Below are 23,432 nucleotides of genomic sequence, written 5' to 3'. Positions count from 1 at the left end.
GTGAAAACATAATTGCCCTCTGGTTGTTCAGGCTTAACCCAAATGTAGTGGATTATGGAACGGTTAAAAGACAACTGGCCGGGAACTGACCGGATCAATGTAGCGGAAAATTATGAGGTGGAAATCTGGGCTAAACGATTCGACTTAAGTCCTGAGCGACTGCGGGAACTTGTAACATTGGTTGGCCCCTCGGTAAGTGCCGTAAAGATATTTTTGGATAACACGTAAAAAATATTGGTGTGAATCTAAAAAAAATGCCTGCCTGTCAAATCGCGATTGGGCAGGCATTTTTCATATGTAAACTATGCGTACTGAATAGTTAATGTGATAGGTACATTAAGTGCTTTCGATACAATACAATTGGCTTTTGCGCCTTCAGCAATTTCATTGAACTGCGCTTCTGACACACCTTCGATTACTGAGCCTTTCAATTCCAGATGAATGCCCGTGATGCTAAGTGCCACCATGTCTAAATCCAGAACCGCCTGTGTATCTAAGTCGCCAGGTGTAAAACCCGCTTGTGATAAAGCAGCGCCAACAGCCATTGTGAAGCAGCCTGCGTGTGCCGCTGCAATTAATTCCTCAGGGTTGGTGCCGATGCCATCTGCAAATCGTGTTTTAAATGAATATTGAGTTTTGTTCAGAATTGTGCTCTGCGTAGTGATTTCTCCTTTTCCTTCGGTAAGTGTACCATTCCAATGTGCTTGTGCTGTGCGTTTCATGTTTTTGTTTCTAAGTTTATGCTGGTTTATGATCAGGCAAGACTAATACGTTATTGTTGACGTACCATGTTACCGGGTTTTTACACAAATATAATCTTGTAACCTGATCTTTATAGTCGGATGAGGTAATTTTTTCTTAAAGTTTAGGTTAGGATAAAACCCGTTTCTGCTATGTGTTCTGGCATCGGTCGACCCGTCATCTCAAGTAGGGTGCTTTCAATCATTCGTGTAATCGTGTCGAGCGGGAGGTCATTGGGCTCCAGACCGAACGGTTCCTCTATTTCATCGGCAATAGCCTCGAATCCTACAAAAGTGTAGGCGATAAAAGTGACTACAACCGGCGTCATCCAGGCCAGACTATCAACAAACCCAAAGGGTAGCAGAAAACAATAGAGATACACGGTACGGTGTAGCATCAACTTATAGGTATATGGGATTGGTGTAGAAGCCAGTCGCTCGCATCCACCGATGATATCGGACAGCTTATCGAGATTCTGATCAAAAGCGACCAGCGTAATTGAATCAATTTCACCTTTTTGGCGTGCTTCCTTTAGCATTGCAGCCAATTTATTCATTAATATAACAGGCTTAAAGTGCACATCCGATAGCTCCAGAGCGGTGTTTGCATCCAGATATTTGTAAAGGTCGGTACCGGCATCGGTTTTTCGTAGCTGGTGTTTTAATGCATAGACTAAGGCGATGAGCAGGTTTATAAATGCTGTTGTCTCCTTGCTGTCGCGTTCGTAAGGACTGAGTGATAGAAATTGGCGCGCTAAAGATCTGGTGTCATTTAACAAAGCACCCCATAATTTTCTGCCTTCCCAAAACCGATCATAACTGGCCGTATTTCTGAATCCTAAAAAAAGCGCGAGGGCGATACCGAACAGCGTAAAAGGAGCCGGATTGAGCGGGATTTTGTAAAAAAGATCATTCTTGAAATAGACGACGGCCACTGTGAACATGAAAAGTAATGCCAATCGGGGAAGGATCTTCGGCAACACAGAACCCTGCCATATAAAAAGCATACGGAACCAATTCTCATTTTTCCTTTGGATCATAGGATAAAGTTGGTTTTTATTTCTTGATTTACAGACATTGGTTTGTTATTTTACAAAAAATGTGTTTGCTTATGAGATATTGGAAAATTATTGTGCCTGACTTACCTGCATCAGCAATGGCGCTCTATCCCTTTATGCTTTTTAAGTCGCCCTTCCTTCAACATGATCCGGTAATTATCAATCATGAAGAGATTCATTTTCGTCAGCAACTGGAATTGCTTATTCTTCCTTTTTATCTGATTTACTTAGGGCACTACCTGCTTAACCGTATGCGATATAAAAATCATGACGAAGCGTATTTTGCTATCTGTTTTGAAAAGGAGGCCTATGCCCACGACAGGGACTTGAACTATTTAAAAAAACGAAAGCTTTATCAATGGGCTGCTAGGAGCTAAGCTGGTTTGCATTATATTTGTTCATGAACTTTCAAGCGCTTTTTCCAATTTTAAAACATAGCACGTATCTGAATACAGCATACTCAGGGATTCTTTCAGAACCGATTCTGGATTGGCGTAGGGCGCACGACCAGAGTTTTATGGATGGTGCAAGTGATTTTAGGATTGAGCAACCAGCATTTTTACAGGAGGTCAGGATCGCATTGTCAAGATATTTTAATGCGGAGGTAGCGCATACATTTCTTGTTCCCAATTTCTCACATGGATTTGCCAGGTTGTTGGAAGGTATTCCAGCGAGTCACCGTTTCCTATTGATTAAAGAAGATTACCCTGCAGTAAATTATAGTGTTGTAAACAGGGGTTTTGCAGTAGACTATGTCTTGCCCGATGCAGATCTGGAAGGAAATATTTTGGCTCAAATGGCTGCGACACGTCCAGACGTATTCGCATTTAGTATTGTACAATATAGCAATGGACTGAAAATTGACCTGCAGTTTTTAAAGCGCTTAAAGCAATTGTATCCAGATCTATTGATTGTTGCCGACGGCACGCAGTATTGTGGAACTGAAAGTTTTGATTTCGATGCCTCTGGAGTCGACGTGCTAATTGCCAGTGGTTATAAGTGGATGCTTGGTGGTTATGGGAATGGTTTTATGTTGATGAAGCCTTCGGTATCTGCAGATATCTACAGTGCTAATCAAGAACTGGGATTGCCGAATGAGGCTTTTTTACAGGACCGCACTGTTTTATCGCTGTACTTTGAAAGCGGGCATCAGGACAGCCTCTCATTCGGGACGCTATACCAAAGTATCCTTTGGTTTGAGGATTTAGGAAAGGACTTCATTGATCATCGGATCAATAATTTAATTGTTAAGGCTAAGTCAGCATTTGAGGACCGTGGTCTGCTAGCTCCGGAAATTGTTAACCGGAAATTGCACAGTAACATATTTAACCTGCTCATTGCAGAAGAAGATTTTACTAAACTTGAGCGTACAAATATCAAATATACTGCACGAGGCAGGGGAATCCGCGTGTCTTTCCATTTCTATAATACCGAGCAGGATCTGCAACATTTATTGGATGTGCTGGATGGTATTTAATCGTGTAGAAAGTGACGTTAGTCGAAAGATTTGCCCGTACTCCAATATTATTACGACTTTCGGGATGTGGTTAAAAAAATAAATTTCAGTTTTCCTGCTGTTTTCGAAGGATTGATCTGGGTGTTCTATGTGGGTATGTATAAATACTCTGCTCACCTGGAAAGTTCAGGTCTTCCTCATATTCCCAACAGTAGCTTCCCTTATCTGGAAATATGCCTGTATAGCATATGTTCCATGGTATTCATCATACCTTATTACAGGTGGATGGTTCCGGCGTTGTTGGGGTCTAAACGGTATTGGCTACTGCTGTTGCTCACCGTTGTGTACTTTATTCCGGTTTATATTTACGCAATGCAGGGCATGGCCTGGATTTTTATGCAGGGAACCGAGGAACGCACGGTACATCGTTTTTTTACGCACCTGTTCAAAAACCCGTTTCTGGATATTGATGTAATGCTGATTGATCTGATTACTTTTTTGTGCCTGGCCTTTGCCCGTTTTTCTTATCAGACGGAGCAGAAGCGACATCAGGTTGAAACTGATAATCTCCAGTTGCAATTGAGTATGTTGAAAACACAGCTACAACCACATTTTTTGTTCAATACGCTCAACAGCCTCTATGGCTTGAGTTTGATGGGCTCCAAAGAAACGCCACGCTTTATTCTCCTGTTATCGCAAATGATGCAGTATATTCTTTATGATTGTGATCAGGAATTTGTAGAACTGAATGATGAAGCTGAATTTCTGAAGGGGTATTTTGAATTGGAGCAACAGAAATTTCCCGAAGCGAAAGTCTTTATGCATAGTCCCGAAGTTATCCCTTCGGTCAAAGTTCCGCCCTTGCTTTTCCTTCCATTGGTGGAGAATAGCTTTAAGCATGGTAAACATAAACTGGAGAATGCTGCAGGTGTGGATGCAACGTTAACTGTGACCAATCAAGAAATTAATTTCAGTATTGTCAATGATAAGTTGCAATATCATGGAGGGATGCAAAAGGGTAGGGGTGGTATTGGATTAGCTAATATCCGAAGGAGACTGGAACTTTACTACCCCGGAAAGTATGAATTGAATTTTACGGAGTCAGAGCATGAGTATCGTGCTCAGTTAATAATTAGGTTGATATGAAGTGTGTAATCCTCGACGACGAACCGCTGGCACATCAGGTGCTGGAACATTATATTATGCAAACGCCAGGTTTATCATTGGTGGCAAAATTTAGAAACGCCGTTGAAGCTTATGAATATATGGGTAAGCATCATGTGGACTTACTTTTTCTGGATGTAGAAATGCCGCTGATTAATGGAATTAGTTTTCTGACAGCTTTAGCAAAACCGCCTAAAACGATTTTTACTACGGCCTATAAACAATATGCTTTTGAGGGATTTGAACTCAACGCTGTAGACTATTTGCTGAAACCATTTTCTTATGAACGTTTTGTTACGGCCGTAAACAAACTGGGCAGCCTGAGTGCTGAAAATGAATCGATGCATACGCTGATCATTAAAGATAAAGGAGGATTTTTGAATCTTCGGCAACAGGATGTCTGGTATGTAGAGGGCTGTAAGGATTATGTTAAAATTGTAACTCCAGAAAAGACACACGTAATCTATCATACCTTGAAGGGCATTCTTGAGAAGTTGGATCCTGTTCAATTTGTACAGATACATCGTTCTTATCTCGTCAACCGAATTTATATAGCCCGCATTTTGCAGGATTCTGTGGTGCTTGCTGACCAACAGACACTTCCTGTTGGACAAGTGTACAAAAAGTATTTATTAAATAAACTCAAATAATAAAATTGGGCTCCCGAACATTTCAGGAGCCCTGTTTTGTTATTTGGTATAAGGCGTATTAGTATAGACGATATAGTAGTCTGGACTATTTTTTAGTTTTTCATTGAATTCTTTTCTATAGGTCTCGGTCATCAAATCTACCTGATAAGTCCTGTTTTCCTTTTTAGCACGGCCGTACAATTTGCTGGTGTGCACATTTCCAAAATCTTTTGGCTGGTAGTTGGCAAGCGTTTCGTTTTTGATCCTTTTTCCATTCACCCAGACGCCATAAGTTGGATTTTTCCAGGTCTGCAATTGCTCAGCTGTCACTTTCGCTGGCTTCAGTGGATCCATCTTCAGGTTGAAAGCTATAGCTTGCTCATTTTGTTGTTTCAAGCTCATCTGTTTCCAAATTGTCTCCATTCTGTTTTGCTCTGCCGCAGTGCCCTTTGTCAAAAATCCCTTCAGGTGCTCCTCATCAAACTTAAACTTTGACGCCAGTTCCCGATACTCGGCCATCAGATTTGCAGATACTCCTGCGTTAGTATAGGCACCCTGTCTTCTGAAAGTTACGAAGTTTAGTTTTTTTGAATCCTTGTCTTTTTTCCCCGGTATCACGGCAACAAGCGCATGTTCTTGTTGTGCTTGTACTTGCTCCACATTTCCACAGAAGGTAAAGGCGGCTATTGTTAGCAATGGAACTAATGTGAGTTGTTTTAACAACGTAGTTTTGGTGTTAGCTTGTTTCTTCATCATGATTAATCTTTTTTTGGTTATCGAATAGTTGAATTTGCTGGTAATGAATAATGTGTTTGCCATCAATATTTCTGATAAAAGCAATTCCTGATATTGCGCAGTATCGCTGTGCAACGCTAAGACACTCTCGTCTGCCAGAAATTCATGATTCAGTAAAATTGCTTTTCTGTAAATCAACAAAAGTGGGTTAAACCAGGCGAGCGTAAAGAGTAGTTCTATGAAAAGGACATCCCAGGAGTGTTTTTGCCTCACATGGCTGAGCTCATGGTCCAGGATCTGCAGGGGCAGCGCTCCAGATAGATAGCTGGTTTTATCGAGGAAGATATAGTTGAGGAAGCTATGGGCACCGAGATGGTCATCATTCAATACCAGCCTGGCGTTCTCATAACGTAAAAATGGCCGCTTCCCAACTTTCTTGAAAAGCAGGTAAATATTCCGAAAGAACCGCAATAAAAGGAAGGTTGATATGAACAGATACACCAGCTTGGCAACCTGAGGCCAGTCCCAGTTTACCAATCCCTCCTGTGTAGCAGTTGCGTATGCAATTGATTGCGGCAGTGGATCGCTATAGGCAATTGGCTGAAACCTGTTTAGGGTAACCTCGGGAATGATATCCCTTTTCAATTCCAGGAATGGGATGCTAAACGAAAAGATGATGCTAAACAACAAGTAAAATCTATTAAAACGATACATCTTTTCTTTTTCCAGCAACAAATGATAAAACAGGTATAAGCATCCTGAACATATCAGTGATTTGAGGAGATAAAGTATCATAATTTCTTTTTTTGAATTTCCTGATCAACTATTTTTTTGAGATCTTCCAGTTCATCAGCCGTCAGATCACTGGTTGTAGTGAAGAAAGAAGCAAATTGTAAAGCGGAGTTTCCGAAGTAATTCTGGATCATCCCTTTAACATGTTTGGCGAAATAGTCATTCTTTTTTACCAAAGCAAAATATTCCCTGGAATTGCCGTATAGCTTATAGCCTACAAAGCCTTTGTCCTGCATGCGTTTTAGTAAAGTGGCAACGGTTGTGGTAGCAGGTTTGGGATCATCATGACTTTCAATAAGATCCTTTAGGAACACCGTTTTGTGCTTCCAGATCAGGTTCATTAACTGCTCTTCAGACTTAGATAATTTCATTTCTTTCTACGTTTAGATATATCGTTCTACTAATGTAGAATAATAAAATTTAAAAACGAAGTGTTTAGTTGTGTTTTTTTTATAATGTGTTCAGTGCATAAAAAAAGGGCTTTCTGTTTAGAAAGCCCCTTCAATTTTAACTATTATTAATTAGTCTTCATCAGCATGAAGTGTGTTCTGGTGATCTTCAGGTTTGTAATTTGCCTGTAGCTCTGCCAGTTTTTTCTTGCCGTAAGCTAGTTTTGTAATTAATACAAAAAGTACGGGAACAATAAATATGGCAAGGATAGTAGCTGAGAGCATACCTGCTGCCACAGTCCAGCCAATGGTCATACGGGAAACAGCGCCGGCACCATGTGAGATGATCAACGGAATTACCCCGAGTATAAAGGCTAATGAGGTCATTACAATAGGGCGCAAACGCAAACGTACAGCTTCTATCGTTGCAGCGATCAGCTCCATACCCCAATCTACACGTTCCTTGGCAAACTCAACAATCAGAATCGCATTCTTTGCAGATAGACCAATCAGGGTGATCAAACCTACCTGAGCATAAATGTTGTTATCTAATTTAGGTAAGAAAGTCAGGGCGAGTATCGCACCAAATAACCCAAGCGGTACGGCAAGGAGGATAGAGAATGGTACAGACCAGCTTTCATATAAGGCTGCCAATAGCAAGAACACAAAGACAACAATCAGTCCGAAGATCAGTGTTGTACTGCTTCCAGCCTCTTTTTCCTCAAGCGACAAGCCAGAGAAATTATAAGCATAGTTAGCTGGTAATGTCTGCGCAGCTACTTCTTCAAGTGCCTTTAGTGCATCCCCCGAACTATAACCCGGTTTTGCCGATCCTGCAATTTCAATAGATCGGAACAAGTTAAAGTGATTGATGATAGATGCATTTTCTACCGTTTTATAAGAAACAATTGAGCTCAAAGGTACCGATGTCCCGGCAGCATTTTTTACGTAGAGCTGTGTTAGGTTTTCGATTTGGGAACGGTAGTTAGTGTCTGCCTGTGTTACTACGCGGAAGTTCCTTCCGTAACGGGTGAAGTCGTTGATATAGCTAGAACCCAGATAAGCAGAAATAGTACTGTATACAGATCCAATGGAAACGCCCATTTTCTTGGCCTGATCACGGTCAACATGAACCTGGTAATTTGGTGTTCTCGCGTTAAAGAGGGTGTAGGCCATAGCTATCTCCGGACGCTGGTTGGCGGCACCGAGGAATTTGCCAACATTCGCTTCAAACTTTTTGATATCACCAGTCTGTTTTTCCTGGATCTGTAATGAGAAACCTCCACTAATACCAAGTCCGGGAATAGGTGGTGGTGCTACCACGAGCACACTACCATCTTTGTCGCCCGCAAACTCCTGCGTAACCGCAGCAATGGTGCTGGCTACGTCGCCATCGCGCTCATCCCATCCTTTGAGCTGAACGAAGAATGTTGCAGCATTGGATTTAAATGAACGGTTCAGGATGTTGATACCTGCGATAGAAGTTATATTTTTAACTTCAGGATGTTTTTTCTGGATGTCTTCTGTAATTCTTTTGATAAAGGCATCTGTTCTTGCGCCAGAAGCGCCCTCAGGAAGTGTAACTCCCATCAGGAAGATACCGGCATCCTCATTAGGGATAAATCCAGAAGGTTTTTTAACGAACAGACCAACGGTTCCTACATAAAGACATGCGAGGATAATCATCACCAAAGGAGCTTTTTTTAAGGCCCATTTTACACCATTGGAATAGTTGTGCGTAACCTTTGCAAACCATTTGTTGAATTTGAAGAAGAACTTGTTCAGTCCTCTGGAGTCTTCACTCAGGTTCATTGGTGTAAGCAGCAAAGAACACAATGCCGGAGTAAGTGATAATGCTATAAATGCAGAGATGATTACTGATACGGCGATTGTGATGGCAAACTGTTGATACAGCTGTCCAACCATGCCGGGAATGAATCCTACCGGAATAAATACAGCTGCAAGAATTAATGCGATTGCGATTACCGGAGCTGTAATATCGGCCATAGCACGACGTGTAGCATCCGGTGCAGAAAGACCTTCGTGGTCCATGTAATGCTGCACGGCTTCTACCACAACAATGGCATCATCCACTACGATACCGATGGCGAGTACGAAACCGAACATCGTTAATACGTTAATAGAGAAACCGAAAAGGGTAAATAGAATAAACGTACCGATAATGGATACTGGAATGGCAAGTACTGGAATTAAAGTTGCTCTCCAGCTTTGCAGGAAGAAGAACACAACGATGGTTACCAGGATAAGCGCTTCAACCAAGGTGTGGATTACTTCGCTAATGGAGACCTTTACAATAGAGACTGTTTCGTAACCTACTTTATAATCAAGATCCTTAGGGAAAGATTTTTTCAACTCTTCCAGGGCTTTATCGATACCATCAGCGGTCTGCACAGCATTTCCACCCGGAGTCTGGTTAATGGCCATCATAGAAGCCACTTTTCCGTTGATTTTAGAACGGGTAGCATAACTGAACTCGCCCAGTTCTACACGTGCCACATCCTTTAGATAAACAGCAGATCCATTTTCTCCGTTTTTAACAACGATATTTCTAAACTGTTCTTCGGTGTTCAAATCGCCATCCAATACTACCGAGAATTCGAAAGTCTGGTTATCTGACTGCGGGGGCCCGCCAACAGTACCACCCGGAATACGGGAATTTTGCTCGGCAATAGCTGTAGAAACATCAGCTGGGGTAAGGTTTAAACGGGCCAGTTTATTGGCATCAAGCCATACCCGCATACTGAAGGGCTGACCAAAAGCCTGCACATCACCTACACCAGGAATCCTGAGTAGCGCGTCTTTAACGTAAAGGTTGACGTAGTTGGAAATAAATTTCTGGTCGTATGTGCCATTTGGCGAGTACAGACCCACCACCATCAGGATGTCATTGTTAGCTTTTTTTGTGGTTACCCCCAAACGTCTCACTGCCTCCGGTAAAGCAGGTTCTGCAATACCTACGCGGTTTTGTACGTCCAGAGCCGCAATGTCGATATTGGTTCCTACATCAAATGTTACCGTAATTGCTGAGCGGCCGTCCGATGTACTGTTGGACGACAGGTACTTCATACCCGGCGTTCCGTTGATCTGACTTTCAATTGGGGTAGTTACTGTTTGTTCTACCGTTTCAGCATCGGCACCTGTATACGTACCACTTACCGTTACCGTTGGTGGTGCAATGTTAGGGTATTGACTAATCGGGAGTGTAGTGATAACGATGGTACCGATCAGTACGATGAGAATAGAGATGACAATTGCCGTGACCGGCCGTCTTATAAATACTTCTGAGATCATATATCTGAAATTCTTAAATTATTTTTTTGCTGCAGGTGCGGCTGCAGGCTGTTGTCCATTTGCTTCTCCGGCAGTTCCGGCTTTAACTACTGCTCCTGGTCTTACATTTTGTACGCCTTCTACAACAATGACCTCACCTTGTTTTAACCCATTTGTAATGGCAACACTCTGATCAAATTGTTTACCCAACTTGATAATACGTGGTTCTGCTTTACTGCTGTCGCCAACAACAAATACATTATATTCCCCAAGTTGTTCTGTAACTGCTTTGTAAGGGATAACCAATTGGTTTCCGTTCGACTTGTTCAATGCTTTCAGGTTTACTGTCATACCCGCCAGGAGTTTTCCGCTGGCATTGGGATAGCTCAACCTCACTTTGATTGTACCCGTTTGTGGATCTACTGCGCGGTCGATAGCAACGATTCTTCCTAAACCTTTAAAGATACTTCCATCCTGAAGCTGAACGCTGAATAGTGAATCCTGAATGGCAGACGGATTTTTTTGCAAAGCTGCAAATCTTGGAATTTCAGCCTGATTTACTGAAATGTCTACAGCAATTGGATCGTTTGTCGATACCGTGTTCAGCAGGGTAGTGCCAGGTGAGGCAAGGGCACCTAGTTTAACTTGCGAGATACCTATAGTTCCTGTTAATGGAGAAACAATGATTGAACGTTGTAAATCATTTGCCGCAGACGACTGCTCGGCCTGCGCAGCAGCAACCTGAGATTCGGCATTAGCCAGATCAGTAAGTGCATAATCTACACGTTGTTTGGCTACAGCATCCTGCTCAGCAAGTCTGGTATAACGGTCGGCATCTTTTTTCGCCTTGTCGCGGTTTGCTTTAGCTACTGCAACATTTGCCTTAGCGCTGTTAAAAGCGGCGATATATTTTGTTCTGTCAATTTCGTAAAGCTTTTGTCCTTTTGTTACTTTTTGTCCGTCTTTAACATAAATTGCTGTAATGTAGCCACCTACCTGAGGACGAAGTTCGACTTCATTTAAGGCTACTACCACACCAGGATAAGTATCTGTTGTGACAACGGGTTGCTCAGCTACTGTATATGTTGTTACCGGTGTGGCCGGAGGCGGTCCCTGCTGCTGCGCAGCTTTGTCGCCACCACCACAGGATGCCAGCGTGATTGATCCAAGGATAACGATGCCTAGTTTTAAGTAATTCGTCGTGTTCATTTGTGCTTATTGATTTACAGTGATTGTTCCTAATGCTTGTTGTACGTCCAGTTTTGCGGATAGCAAGCTGTACAGTGAATTTAAATAATTGAGTTGCGCAGTACGCAGGTCGGTTTCTGATGTCATCAGATCCAGGTAGGTTTTGATGCCTTCGTCATATTGCAATTTGATTGTGTTATATACCTGTCTGGAGATGTCAACATTCGATTTTGATGTTTTCCAGTCATTTAAGTTGGCTTTATAAGTTGCCATGGACTGCTCATACTGGGTGTTGATCTGGTTTCTGGTGTTGACCAGGTCTAAATCGATTCTGCGCTCCTGTAGCTCAGACTTTCTAATTTCCTGTGTTCTTTTTGTACCCAGGAAAATCGGCATACTTAACTTCAGTCCGATTACAGATCCCGGGTAGGAGTTATCGTATAGATTACTGAAATTGTTGTTCAGGTAATTAAAGCTATAATTAGCAAATCCAGAAATAGTAGGGAGGTAAGTCCATTTATTATAGCTGGTATTCAGGTGTTGCAATTGTTTTTGTGTTTGCAGTAAACGATATTCCACCCTGTTTGTATAAGCCGTTTGTTGTGTGGTATCCAATAAAATGCCCGCTTCCATATTTGTGCCGGCAAGATTTAATGTAAATGGTGCTTCCGGACTGTATCCGATTAACTCCTTCAGATAGGCATATTTGTATTTTAACAGCTCATCGGTACGCTTTTTATCAGCCCTTGAGTTGTTCAGGCTGATCTGTGCCCGTTGATAATCGGTTTTATCAACCAGGCCAACATCATATTGCGCTGAAGCATCTTTTAACTGTTTCTCAAGTCTTGCGATATTTTCGTTGATGATGTTAAGTTGCTCCCTGCTGGTCAGGATGTCATAATAAGCCTTGCTTACATCAACAACTGTTGTGATTTTGTTGTTTTCCGTATTCTGTTTGTATTGCTGTCTGTAAAACTTCGCTGCTTTGGATGCCTGGATCAAACCGGCGTTTAAGAACTGCTGATCTGCCTGCAGGATTACACTGGAAGTATGTCTTGTTCCAAGTGTCAGAAATGAAGTCTGGCCATTTGTGGTCAGCGTATTTACCTGCTGCTTCAAATTATTGTTGTAGGTTCCATTGGCATTAATCTGCGGCAACCATCCGGATAATGCAGATTTAATGTCCCGTTCTCCGATTTCTTCATCGATCAGCGATTGTTTAACACCAGGTTTGTTTGTTAGCGCGAAATCTATGACTTCCTGCAGGGTGGCGTTATTGAGTTGTTTGTCTGCTGATGTGGTCTGACTGTAGCCCGATAAGGGCAGGGTTAGCCCTGCAAAAAGCAGAAATAAAAGGAAATTGTGTGGTTTCATATATAAGAAAAGGGAATTGTGTATTTGTGCTATCATCTGTGTTATTGTTTTTTTATGCCGTCCCAAATAATTTGTACTACTTCAATGATATCTTCTTCCGAATAAATCATTTGTTCTGCTAATCTGAAATTGGCGGCGGCAACAAGTGTCCCTTTGATCGTTGGGCCGAGTAAACGTGAATCTATGTTTTTAAAGACCCCATTTTCTATGCCAAATACGAAGAAAGGAATGACTTTTTCCAGAAAAAGAGGGCTGTCCTTTTCCGGGTAATTTTTAGCGAATGGTGAATTCAGATATTGCTCAAGAAAAACCAGGGCAGAAGGATTGTTGATATAGAAATTATACTGGTTGATCATGAACTGGAAAAAACGCTCTTTATATGTTTTAGTTTCGTCGTAATTCATCAGAATGGCCTCGGCCAGCTTTTCCTTAGTTTCTACATACAGCTCCACAATTAATGTTTCCTTGGAGTCGAAATAATGATAGATTGTGCCCGCCGCCACATGCGCATGTTTCGCAATCTGGCTCATAGGCGTACCATGAAACCCATAGTCCTTGATGAGGGTCAGGGTGCTATTCAAAATAGCGCGTCTTTTGCTGTGGCAATCTTCTAATTGAACGTTCATTCGGTCGCAAATAAACGGATAACTTGACAAGTTGTTTGCCTCCTGAAAAACTTATGACAAATTTATGATTCATTATATATTTAAGAATTATCTGGTGTTTTAGTCTTTTATTAAGTTTTTTGTAGTTAAAATTCATATTTTATCGATTAAAACGCTATTATTAGAAAGTAATTACGCTTATATGAGTCGAATTAATTTAAATAGCTATCAAAATGTCCCAAATACATGGGATGAAATGTATATTTCTGAGCAAAATCTGCGTGGTCAGTACCATAGAATTCTAAATTATCTACAAAAAGAGTCTGCGAGTGATCTGAATAAGAAAGAAGAGCTTGCGAAACGGCTATTTATGAGTCAGGGTATCACTTTTACTGTGTATGACAGTGGTGAGGGGATTGAAAAAATATTTCCGTTTGATATTATCCCCCGGGTAATTACAGCCAGCGAGTGGGCCTTTATCGAAAAAGGAATTAAGCAGCGATTAAAAGCACTTAATCTTTTCTTAAAAGATGTGTACAGTAATCAGTTCATCATTAAGGATAAAGTAATTCCAGCCGCATTGATCTATTCGTGTCCGCATTTTCTAAGAGAGATGTATCAGTTAAATGTTCCGCACGACATCTATATCCACATTGCTGGTATCGACTTAATCCGTGATTACGATGGTACCTTTTATGTTTTGGAAGATAACTTACGTACGCCATCGGGCGTTAGCTATATGCTGGAAAACAGGGAGATCACTAAAAGGCTTTTTCCGGATCTTATTCCACAATGCGGTGTGCGCAGCGTAACAGAATACCCTGCAATCTTGTATAAGAATCTTGTTGCGCTTTCTCCGCGGGCAGTGGCCAACCCAACAATTGTATTGCTTAGTCCGGGCATGTATAATTCTGCATATTACGAACATACAACGCTGGCGCGACTGATGGGTGTTGAACTGGTGGAAGGGCGCGACCTTGTTGTGAGGGATCAAAAAGTGTTTATGAAAACGACCACCGGCCTGCAGCAGGTAGATGTTATCTACCGAAGAGTGGATGATGAGTTTATTGATCCGTTGGTATTTAACCCAAATAGCGTGCTGGGGGTTGCCGGATTGATGAGTGCTTACAGGAAAGGAAATGTGGCGATTATCAACGCAATAGGGAATGGTGTTGCCGATGATAAGGCGGTATACAGTTATGTGCCTGATATGATCCGGTATTATTTAAACGAGGAACCTTTGCTCAAGAATGTTCCGACATACAGTCTTAGCGACCCGGAACAGCAGGAATATGTGTTCCAGAATATGCATAAAATGGTGATTAAAAAGACCAATGAAAGTGGTGGTTATGGGATGCTGATGGGACATGCCGCCACAGAACTGGAAATGCAGCTATACAAGCAGGAAATCCTGAAGGATCCGCGAAACTTTATTGCACAGCCTACAATTAGTCTTTCTACTGCGCCATGTTATATGGACGGCCTGCTAACGCCGAGGCGGGTAGATTTAAGGCCTTATGCTTTATGTGGACCTGATGGCATTTCTATAGTGCCCGGCGGCCTAACCCGGGTGGCGCTTAAAGAGGGATCCCTGGTTGTGAATAGCTCGCAGGGTGGTGGAAGTAAAGATACGTGGGTTTTATCGGCTTAAATTTTAGATTTTTATGTTAAGTAGAGTAGCTTCAAGCTTATATTGGTTGAGCAGATACGTTGAACGTAGCGACGGCATTCTTAGAATGCTCAAGATAAATTATGCCTCTTCACAGGATACCATTCAGGAGTTTACCTGGGATCCTGTAATCCGGATTTCATCAGGAGGCGATGCCGAAAGTATTGCGGAAATCAAGAATGATAGTCGCAAAGTAGTAGAGTACCTTTTATTTAACCGGGACAATCCCAACTCAGTAATCAATATGGTTACGCTGGCGCGCGAAAACGCACGCAGCGTACAGGAGCATATTGCAAAGGACCTGTGGCAGTGTCTGAATGAGTATTACCATACGGTAAAAGATCCTAAATTACTGTGGTATGTACAGAAAGATGACCCAATTACGGCCCTCGACATTCTGAGTAAACAGGTGATGCTCTACTATGGAACTGCCGAAAGCACAATGGAAAGAGGTGAGAGCCGCAGTTTCATGAGCATAGGCAAATACCTGGAGCGTAGCATCCAGTCGATCGATATCCTCGATATCAAGTTTAGCTCAGTATCAGACAATCCTGACTTGCTGTTGGATACATCTTACTGGAAACATTTATTGCTTTCTCTTGGCGGATATGAGCTATACCTTAAGTCCTATAGAGAGGGCTTTACGGCAGAGAATATCCTGGAGCTGGTGATGTTAAACAAAGATTTTCCGCGTTCAGCTATTTATGCCGTCGACAATATCCAACGTTATTTTGGGCGTTTGAAGAGCGACCAGAACATGGAACATTATAATAGCCTTTCTTTCATCATCGGCAGATTGTCAAGTAACATAACCTATAGTTCTGTTTACAGCATGAAGTCGGAAGGACTGCATAATTACCTGGTTAAAGTCCGGTCTGAACTCTATGGTATCGGAAACCTGATGGATGAATATTATTTCGCAAACTCTTAAATAACAACCATGCCTGTTTTTAAAATTAAACATATCACCAATTACAAATACGATGCTCCGGTTCGTGATAGTGCCAATCAAATTATACTTTTCCCGATAAAAGACGAATATCAGAAGGTTATAAAACACGATCTCAATATTTCTAATACGCCCGATGTGGATATATTTATTGATTATTATGGAAATGAAGTAGGGATTTTTACACAGGGCGAACCTCATACGCAGCTGAAGATCTTCTCAAAAATATCTGTTGAAACGATAGCTAAAACGCTGCCACAAGATGATATCTTTAGCAGTGAGCAATGGCGGATCCTGGACGAAATTAAGTTTGAAGTTCCCTACATCGATTATTTGAAGCAAAAAAGCTTTGATGGAGCCGATGTTTTAGCAGCTGCCATCGCAACGCTACGGAATCCGGACGACACGCCATATCAAACGGCCGTTAAGTTCTGTAATTATGTGTTTACGCATTTTGAATATATTAAAGGAGTTACTACGGTAGATACTACCCTGGAAGAGATCCTGCGTCTTAAGGCAGGAGTTTGTCAGGATTTTGCACATTTGCTCACCACGATGCTCAGGTTAACAAAGATTCCGGCGCGGTATGTTAGTGGTTACATCTGTCCGAATAAGGATGGGATGCGGGGGGAAGGTGCAACGCATGCATGGGCGGAAGCTTATATCCCTGACTACGGCTGGCTGGGTTTGGATCCTACAAATGATTGCATTGCCAACGAAAAACATGTAAGACTGGCTGTGGGTCGTGATTTTAGTGACTGCTCGCCCGTGAAAGGGGTTTTTAAAGGCTCTTCGGGTCACCTGATGGAAGTAAACGTTTCTGTGGGCTATGATGATGATGATTTTGAAACGGAAAATTATTTCCAGCCAAGAGAGATCAATTATAGCAAGCCGTTAACGACATTGCCATTAAAGAACAGCTACCAACGGCATATGGATGCAATTATGCAACAACAGCAACAACAACAGCAATAAAAGCTATTGCTGTTGTTGCGGTAGTCTAATCCAAAATCAGTGAGCTTAAAGCATCTTTAGTAAATCCTTTCAGTTCGTCCGTACGTCCTTCTCTGATTTTTTGCACCCAGTTCGGATCAGCCAGTAGCGGTCTGCCTACACCAACGAGATCAAAGTCTCCGCGATCCATCCTGCGCATCAATTCATCAAGGGAGCTTGGCTGTGAACTTTCGCCGGCAAACGCTGCCAGGAATTCTCCATTAAGGCCTACAGAACCTACGGTAATGGTTGCTTTTCCTGTAATTTTTTTTGCCCATCCGGCAAAATTCAGATCGGAACCTTCAAACTCATTTTCCCAGAACCTACGCTGTGAGCAGTGGAAAATGTCAACTCCGGCATCGGCCATAGGATTTAACCATGCTTCCATCTCCTGAGCTGTCTTAGCAAGCTGATAGGTGTAATCGGCTGGTTTCCATTGTGAAAGCCTGATAATGATTGCAAAATCTTCGCCTACCTGTCTTCTTACTTCCTTAATTACTTCAACGGCAAAGCGACTTCTTGCTTCCAGCGTCTTACCGCCATAGTTATCGGTACGTTCGTTGGTACCTTCCCAAAAAAACTGATCAACAAGGTAACCGTGGGCACCATGAATCTCCACGCAATCAAAGCCAAGTCTTTTTGCATCTGCTGCGGCCCTGCCAAATGCAGCGATCGTATCGGCGACATCGCTTTCGGTCATGGTATTTCCGTTATTGAATCCAGGTCTGTTCAATCCTGACGGTCCTTCAAAAGGCTGAGCTGGCAGCCATCCTGAATGGTGGTTGTCCATTATGCCCATATGCCAGATCTGCGGTCCCATCTGTGCGCCGCCCTGGTGTACACCTTCGATTACAGAAGACCATCCCGCAAGGGCCTGCTCACCGTAAAAATGTGGAATGTTGGCGTCGTTGGACGAAGAAACGCGTTCGATAACGGTTCCCTCGGAAAGGATAAGCCCCACTTCACCTTCGGCACGCTTACGGTAATAAGCGGCAACATCGGCTGTAGGAACACCACCTGGAGAAAAAGACCGCGTCATGGGAGCCATAACAATCCGGTTTTTTGTATGCAAAGATTTCAGGCTAAAGGGCCTGAATAAATTTTCTGTGTTCATAAATTAAAATTCAAGTACGCTGCAAAGGTATATGCCAAGGCGATTGAATTTTTACTGATCAGGAGAGATGACGGAAAGATGATCAGACAACAACGCTGGGTATGTGCTTAACCAATACCAGTGCTGGTTTTGGATGAGTTTCCTGCAGCCTGTAAGCCTCTTTACCCAGTTTTTTTAGCATGCGGTAATGGGAGCTTAAAGCCCCTGTGAAAGTGCTGCTTTCAATGTAAGGAAGTTCAAATTCCAGCGCTGTCTGCCTAACTATTTTTCCAATAGCAGGATAGTGAATGTGGCAGATTTTAGGAAAAAGGTGATGCTCGATTTGTCTGTTCAGTCCACCACAGAAAAACGCAGCCAGCTTGCTTTCGCAGGCAAAGTTTGCAGTAGTTTTCATTTGGTGTGCTGCCCAGGCCTCATCGATAGACCCCTGTGCATCGGGTAATGGGAATTCGGTTCCCTCTACAACATGCGCAAGTTGAAAAACAAGACCTAGTACAAGTCCCTGTGCCAGCTGCATCGCCATGAAGCCGATAAAGAACTGCCAGAAAGTAATCGGCATGACTATTAAGGGGAGGGCGATAAACAGGAAATAATAAATAGACTTATAAAAGAATAGCCTGAAGTATTCTATTCGTGGGTGTGTATTAACATGTTCGCCGATCTTTTCCTGGAAAAACTTTTTATAGTCTTTACGGAAAACCCAGGAAAGCATAGCCAGGCTGTATAGGCCAAAAGCATAAATATGCTGGTAGCGCTGTATCTTGTTTACAGGTTCTTCATCAGAGAATCGGATCAGGCCTGGTGCCACATCGATATCTTCGTCGTGGCCCGCAATATTAGTATACGTATGATGCACGATGTTGTGGCAGATATTCCAGACATAGGGACTAGCACCAATCAGGTTAAATACGAAGCTGAAGCTTTTGTTTCTTTGTGCGTTGGCGGATAAGGCTTTGTGAATGGCGTCATGACAAACGTTAAATCCTACAAATGCACCAAACATACCAGTAACCATGGCCAGCACCAATAAGACATACTGGTTTAACGGAACAAAGAGAATAGTGAGGTATAAGGAGAGCATTGCGCCAAGGAAAAAAGCTACCTTAAGCCACATAGCGGCGTTTGCGTGTTTTGAAAGCTGATTTGTCGTGAAATACGCATCTACTCTTTTTCTTACAGTGGCATAAAATGCCGACTGTGCGGTATTGATAAACTTGACTTTTTTAGTCATCTGAAATGTAAATGCTTGTGAATAGTTGCGGAAGGTTTTGGCTAAGGTACTGTAAAAGTTTGGTGCACTTAGTTAAGCCAGCTTTAAATTTATCTACGGCATGTATGGTTGTACAGATCTATATCGGGTAAATAAAAAAGCAGATGCGTATCCAGCTGCTATTAAAGCAGTTTATTCTTTGTTAAGAAATCTTTTTCTTCGGGCGTAATGTGGGCATCGTCAATGGCAGGTGCATTGCTGATTTTTGCAATGTGAAGTTCGTCCATCACATCTACCAGGTTTTTATATTTCGCAGCGCTGGTAGGCTTAATGATGACGAAGATTGATCTCTTTGTATCTGCAAACAGTGTTTCTACTTTGTTTTTATTGTCGACAAGAAAACTTCTGATCTCAATTAACGGCGTGATGATTGGTCTGGCTTGATCAGCTTCACCCATATACCAAGCCACTTTGTTATCCTTGCCAAGTAAAATGGTCATCGTTTGGGAAGCGCGAACTGGCATCTGAATTCCTTTATCCTCGGGTTTTGCAATATCCATAGCTACTGGCTTGTTCAGGGAGGTTGTCAGCATAAAAAAAGTAATCAGCAGAAATGCCAGATCTACCATTGCAGTCAGGTCAACTTTCGGACTCATTTTTCGGGAAGTAGTTAGCTCAGCCATAATAATTAAGTTTAGTGATTTACTAATTAGATGATTGCCGGAGTATCTTTCCATAAAATTTTGCAAATAATTCTGCGTCCAAATAATATTTATTTAATAGTAATTTTAAATGGGATGCTTTACATTTACGATTTAACGACACATTATGACCCAGTCTGAAATTTTTGGATATACCCCGGATAGCCGCTACGAAAAATCAGTTGCCTACTTCTCTATGGAGTTTGCTATTGACCAGTCTTTAAAGATCTATAGCGGTGGATTAGGCTTTCTTGCCGGTTCTCACCTGCGTAGTGCTTACGAGCTCAAACAAAATCTGGTAGGGATAGGAATCCTTTGGAAAGACGGATATTACGATCAGGGCCGATCCCCCGAGGGATTGATGAAGCCTTATTTTATTGAAAAGGACTACAGCTTTCTGACAGATACAGGAATTGTATTTACGGTACCCGTTCATGATGCTTCTGTGCATGTGAGGGCATACCTGCTAAAACCTGAGACTTTCGGCTCAGCACCGTTATTCCTGTTGAGTACTGATATCCCGGAGAATGATCCGATTTCAAGAACGATCACACAGCACCTGTATGACTCCAACGAAACTACCCGTATTGCCCAAAGTATTGTACTGGGTACCGGAGGTGCTATTTTGCTGGATACAATTGGTCTTGACAGGGATGTATACCACATGAATGAAGGGCACTCGGTTTCGCTCAATTTTTATCTATATGCCAAATACAAAAGCTTAGAGGAGGTCAGAAAAAGAGTTGTGTTTACTACACATACCCCCGAAATGGCGGGAAATGAAGAACACCAGTATGGTTTGTTAAAGGAGATGTCTTTCTTTTACCATCTTCAGGAGCATGAGGTTAAGTTTGTGCTTGGGATGGATGGAGATAAATTTAACTATACGCTTGCAGCGCTGAAGTTTGCTAGAAAGGCAAATGGTGTTTCTGCATTGCATGGGCAGGTTGCCAGAGAGATGTGGGGCAGCAATCCCGGTGTATGTGAGATTACATCTATAACGAATGCGCAGAACAAGAAATACTGGAAAGATGATGTATTGGAGGCTGCATTATCTGCATCCGACGATGCTGCAATCACAAACCGCAAGAAGCAGATGAAACGTGACCTTTTTAAAGTTGTTGCTGATCAGTGTGGGAAGTTATTTGACGAGAATGTATTAACTATAGTTTGGGCCAGACGTTTTGCCAGTTATAAACGTGCAGATCTGGTGATGTATAATTGGGAGCGCTTCTTAAAGCTTTTGAGTCATGCAGAGTTTCCTGTGCAGTTTATATGGGCCGGAAAACCCTATCCTGAGGATCAGGGGGCGGTAGACCTGTTCAATACAATAATCACCCGGGCTAAGCCACTTGCAAACTGCGCTGTACTTACAGGGTATGAACTCGGCCTCTCGGCCTTGCTCAAAAAAGGATCCGACGTTTGGCTAAATAATCCGCGGATGTATAGGGAGGCATCAGGAACGAGCGGTATGACAGCGGCAATGAACGGGAGTATTAACCTGTCACTTCCCGATGGATGGATTCCTGAGTTTGCTGTCGACAAACAGAATAGCTTTTTAGTGCAGCCTGCTGCAGATCAGTCTAATCCTGAAAAGCTTGATGCTGAAGAAAATAACAATTTAATGGATGTTATTGAGCAAGTAGTTGTGCCAATGTATTATTCTGACCAGGCGGGTTGGTTAAACATTGTTAAACGTGCTGCCAAGGATGTAGTGCCTGAATTTGAAAGTAGCAGGCTCGCTGGGGCGTATTATGAAACCATGTATACGGCCGGTTAAAATGATGCTGGTGATGGTTGGTTGCCTCTAAGATTGATAACGGTACGGTTTACAGCCGGGTATAAGGCGATGAGCAGGATAGTTGCGATAATTACCCAACTGATGAGCTGATAATAATCCATGGCATAGCGAAGTTGCGTCTGAACATGGACGGATTTGGAGAGCAGGCCATTTGCCAGTCGTGATGCCTGATCAGGGGCGATCCCACGACTCACCAGGAGTTGTTTGTAGCCGCTTATCCTTTGTGTTGCCAATCCATTTGATGTGCTGAGTTGTTCCTGGAATCTAATCAGGTGTTCGCTTTGCTTGGTGATTGAGAAGTAGTTGATCACGGCGATACTGGAACAAAAGCCTGCAAACCTAAAAAATACACCCGTGGCAGAGGCCGTGCCTCCTAGATGTGCAGGTACGGCGGAAATCATAAACAAGATTATAGGAGTCATGAGGGTTCCTGCACCAAGGCCCTGGATAAATAGCGGGAGGATATATGTTGTTGCGTCTGCCTGCGGTACAAACAGGTTGTACATCCACACATGGAATATTAATAAAAAAAGAAAACCGACAATCCAGATTAAACGCATAGGGCGCTGCATCAACACCATCCTTGAGCTTATCAGAATACTGAGAATAACACCAGCGATGTTGGCAGTATATAGGTAACCAATGTGGATAGGGTCCATGCCGAGAATGGTTACGAGATAGGTTGTGGTGACGCCCATCGCTCCGCGGCAGATGTAAAGGATGAAAATCAATAATGCCCCTAGTGCAAATTTCTTGTATTTAAAAACTGAGAGATCAAGGTATGCCCGTTTTAAGCCCTTTTGTCGCAATACATGTGTTAACAAAAGAAATATCACGCCAATGCTGGAATAGGTAATGCGTGGGTCGCTAAACCATTCGTACTGCTGGCCGTAGACCAAAACATAGCCAAGCAAACAAAGTGCAACAGCATAAATCAAAAAACTGGCCCAATCCAATTGATATAGCGGGATTTTTTTTTCTATCCTGACATTATTTAATAGGAAGAATAAGATTACTGTTCCCGGGACATAGAGAAAAATAACCGCTTTGTAGAGGGCATTAAAGTCGAACGCATCCAGTAGTGGTGCTGTAACCAATGTTGTAAACTGTGCGATACAAAGCAGCATGCCATAGAACACTGAATATCCTATTTCTCTCGCTCTTTCTGTTTTAAGCTGCCCAAAGATCAGGGTAATGCATATCGTGGTCGAAGCGCAATTGGCCATACCCTGGATAAACCTGAAAAGCAAGAGAACCTGATAGTTATGTGTAGTATAGCAGATATAAGATGTAATGATTTGCAACAGGCTGCTGATAAGTAGGTAGGGTTTGATAGCGATGAAGCTAAAAAATCGCCTTTCCAGTGCAAAGAAGCTTGCTACGGCAGCATAGAAGACAATCATGGAGTATTGTACATCTGCCGGTTCGGCTCCATAGTATCCGGAAGCCCCGCTGCCGCTGGCGGTAGAAAGTCCGAATAGTCCCAAGGAAGGGAGGATGACCAAAAAGATCACAATCCTCATAAACCAGGACGGTACCCATGATTTGATCACTGATGAATCCAGATTCATAAG

The 23,432-nt window shown here is 42.5% G+C and carries 21 protein-coding genes; 9 read left to right on the top strand and 12 right to left on the bottom strand.

Annotated elements, in window-relative coordinates; genetic code table 11:
- Window positions 1–54 precede the first annotated feature (54 nt).
- On the top strand, window positions 55–228 hold the full coding sequence (locus CLV32_RS09050) for a DUF3606 domain-containing protein (RefSeq protein WP_133554612.1): 174 nt from the start codon (window positions 55–57) through the stop codon (window positions 226–228).
- A 74-nt stretch (window positions 229–302) separates the two neighbouring features.
- Here CLV32_RS09050 and CLV32_RS09045 read toward each other — a convergent pair whose 3' ends face one another.
- Both CLV32_RS09045 and CLV32_RS09040 read right to left on the bottom strand, forming a co-directional pair.
- Window positions 303–722 (bottom strand): OsmC family protein, encoded by a 420-nt coding sequence (locus CLV32_RS09045; protein ID WP_133554609.1) that lies wholly within the window; start codon window positions 720–722, stop codon window positions 303–305.
- A 143-nt stretch (window positions 723–865) separates the two neighbouring features.
- Window positions 866–1,780 (bottom strand): bestrophin family protein, encoded by a 915-nt coding sequence (locus CLV32_RS09040; RefSeq protein WP_133554607.1) that lies wholly within the window; start codon window positions 1,778–1,780, stop codon window positions 866–868.
- A 71-nt stretch (window positions 1,781–1,851) separates the two neighbouring features.
- Between CLV32_RS09040 and CLV32_RS09035 the strand changes: the two genes are divergently transcribed.
- Genes CLV32_RS09035 through CLV32_RS09020 form a run of 4 tightly spaced genes read left to right on the top strand, consistent with a single transcriptional unit; the run spans window position 1,852 to window position 5,068 of the window.
- Window positions 1,852–2,175, top strand: a complete 324-nt coding sequence (locus CLV32_RS09035) for a hypothetical protein (RefSeq protein ID WP_208110978.1) — start codon at window positions 1,852–1,854, stop codon at window positions 2,173–2,175.
- Between the two features lie 23 nt (window positions 2,176–2,198).
- Window positions 2,199–3,275, top strand: a complete 1,077-nt coding sequence (locus CLV32_RS09030) for an aminotransferase class V-fold PLP-dependent enzyme (RefSeq protein WP_133554603.1) — start codon at window positions 2,199–2,201, stop codon at window positions 3,273–3,275.
- A gap of 30 nt (window positions 3,276–3,305) precedes the next feature.
- Window positions 3,306–4,400, top strand: coding sequence for a sensor histidine kinase (locus CLV32_RS09025; RefSeq protein ID WP_133554601.1), 1,095 nt, complete (start codon window positions 3,306–3,308; stop codon window positions 4,398–4,400).
- Window positions 4,397–5,068, top strand: coding sequence for a LytR/AlgR family response regulator transcription factor (locus CLV32_RS09020; protein ID WP_133554599.1), 672 nt, complete (start codon window positions 4,397–4,399; stop codon window positions 5,066–5,068). Before CLV32_RS09025 ends, CLV32_RS09020 begins: the two co-directional genes overlap by 4 nt.
- Window positions 5,069–5,107: 39 nt before the next feature.
- On the opposite strand, the gene CLV32_RS09015 is transcribed toward CLV32_RS09020, so the two are convergent.
- From CLV32_RS09015 to CLV32_RS08990, 6 genes are all read right to left on the bottom strand, one after another.
- On the bottom strand, window positions 5,108–6,577 hold the full coding sequence (locus tag CLV32_RS09015; protein ID WP_133554597.1) for a M56 family metallopeptidase: 1,470 nt from the start codon (window positions 6,575–6,577) through the stop codon (window positions 5,108–5,110).
- Entirely contained in the window at window positions 6,574–6,945 is a 372-nt protein-coding gene (locus CLV32_RS09010; RefSeq protein WP_133554595.1) for a BlaI/MecI/CopY family transcriptional regulator, read from the bottom strand. The genes CLV32_RS09015 and CLV32_RS09010 overlap by 4 nt, the downstream gene beginning before the upstream one ends.
- 150 nt (window positions 6,946–7,095) lie before the next feature.
- The gene (locus CLV32_RS09005) at window positions 7,096–10,275 is read right to left on the bottom strand and encodes an efflux RND transporter permease subunit (RefSeq protein ID WP_133554593.1); all 3,180 of its coding nucleotides are present in this window, start codon (window positions 10,273–10,275) and stop codon (window positions 7,096–7,098) included.
- An 18-nt stretch (window positions 10,276–10,293) separates the two neighbouring features.
- Window positions 10,294–11,463 (bottom strand): efflux RND transporter periplasmic adaptor subunit, encoded by a 1,170-nt coding sequence (locus tag CLV32_RS09000; protein WP_133554591.1) that lies wholly within the window; start codon window positions 11,461–11,463, stop codon window positions 10,294–10,296.
- A 6-nt stretch (window positions 11,464–11,469) separates the two neighbouring features.
- Entirely contained in the window at window positions 11,470–12,816 is a 1,347-nt protein-coding gene (locus CLV32_RS08995; protein WP_133554589.1) for a TolC family protein, read from the bottom strand.
- 41 nt (window positions 12,817–12,857) lie between these two features.
- Window positions 12,858–13,442: a TetR/AcrR family transcriptional regulator gene (locus CLV32_RS08990; protein WP_133554587.1), complete on the bottom strand. Its 585-nt coding sequence runs from the start codon at window positions 13,440–13,442 to the stop codon at window positions 12,858–12,860.
- Window positions 13,443–13,623: 181 nt separating this feature from the next.
- Here CLV32_RS08990 and CLV32_RS08985 point away from each other — a divergent pair, with 181 nt between their 5' ends.
- Genes CLV32_RS08985 through CLV32_RS08975 form a run of 3 tightly spaced genes read left to right on the top strand, consistent with a single transcriptional unit; the run spans window position 13,624 to window position 17,014 of the window.
- On the top strand, window positions 13,624–15,072 hold the full coding sequence (locus CLV32_RS08985) for a circularly permuted type 2 ATP-grasp protein (RefSeq protein ID WP_133554585.1): 1,449 nt from the start codon (window positions 13,624–13,626) through the stop codon (window positions 15,070–15,072).
- Between the two features lie 13 nt (window positions 15,073–15,085).
- Window positions 15,086–16,021 carry an alpha-E domain-containing protein gene (locus CLV32_RS08980; protein WP_133554583.1) on the top strand — a complete coding sequence of 312 codons (936 nt, stop codon included), beginning with the start codon at window positions 15,086–15,088 and terminating at the stop codon, window positions 16,019–16,021.
- Between the two features lie 9 nt (window positions 16,022–16,030).
- Complete coding sequence (locus CLV32_RS08975; RefSeq protein ID WP_133554581.1) at window positions 16,031–17,014, top strand: transglutaminase family protein; 984 nt, start codon at window positions 16,031–16,033, stop codon at window positions 17,012–17,014.
- Window positions 17,015–17,039: 25 nt separating this feature from the next.
- Here the strand turns inward: CLV32_RS08975 and CLV32_RS08970 are convergent, their stop codons facing one another.
- The 3 genes from CLV32_RS08970 to CLV32_RS08960 form a co-directional block, all read right to left on the bottom strand.
- Window positions 17,040–18,146, bottom strand: coding sequence for an NADH:flavin oxidoreductase (locus CLV32_RS08970; RefSeq protein WP_133554579.1), 1,107 nt, complete (start codon window positions 18,144–18,146; stop codon window positions 17,040–17,042).
- A gap of 82 nt (window positions 18,147–18,228) precedes the next feature.
- Window positions 18,229–19,377, bottom strand: coding sequence for a fatty acid desaturase family protein (locus tag CLV32_RS08965; RefSeq protein ID WP_133554577.1), 1,149 nt, complete (start codon window positions 19,375–19,377; stop codon window positions 18,229–18,231).
- Between the two features lie 161 nt (window positions 19,378–19,538).
- Entirely contained in the window at window positions 19,539–20,039 is a 501-nt protein-coding gene (locus tag CLV32_RS08960) for an ExbD/TolR family protein (protein ID WP_133554574.1), read from the bottom strand.
- 145 nt (window positions 20,040–20,184) lie between these two features.
- On the opposite strand from CLV32_RS08960, the gene glgP reads away from it, so the two are divergent.
- The gene (glgP, locus tag CLV32_RS08955) at window positions 20,185–21,837 is read left to right on the top strand and encodes an alpha-glucan family phosphorylase (protein WP_133554573.1); all 1,653 of its coding nucleotides are present in this window, start codon (window positions 20,185–20,187) and stop codon (window positions 21,835–21,837) included.
- Here the strand turns inward: glgP and CLV32_RS08950 are convergent.
- A complete protein-coding gene (locus CLV32_RS08950; protein ID WP_133554571.1) occupies window positions 21,834–23,429 on the bottom strand; it encodes an MFS transporter in 1,596 nt (531 codons plus the stop codon). The genes glgP and CLV32_RS08950 overlap by 4 nt on opposite strands.
- Window positions 23,430–23,432: the final 3 nt, after the last annotated feature.

Source organism: Pedobacter duraquae (genome assembly GCF_004362245.1).
Taxonomy (GTDB): domain Bacteria; phylum Bacteroidota; class Bacteroidia; order Sphingobacteriales; family Sphingobacteriaceae; genus Pedobacter; species Pedobacter duraquae.
Note: the sequence above shows the minus strand (reverse complement) of the source record. Positions and strands in the feature narration are given on the sequence as shown.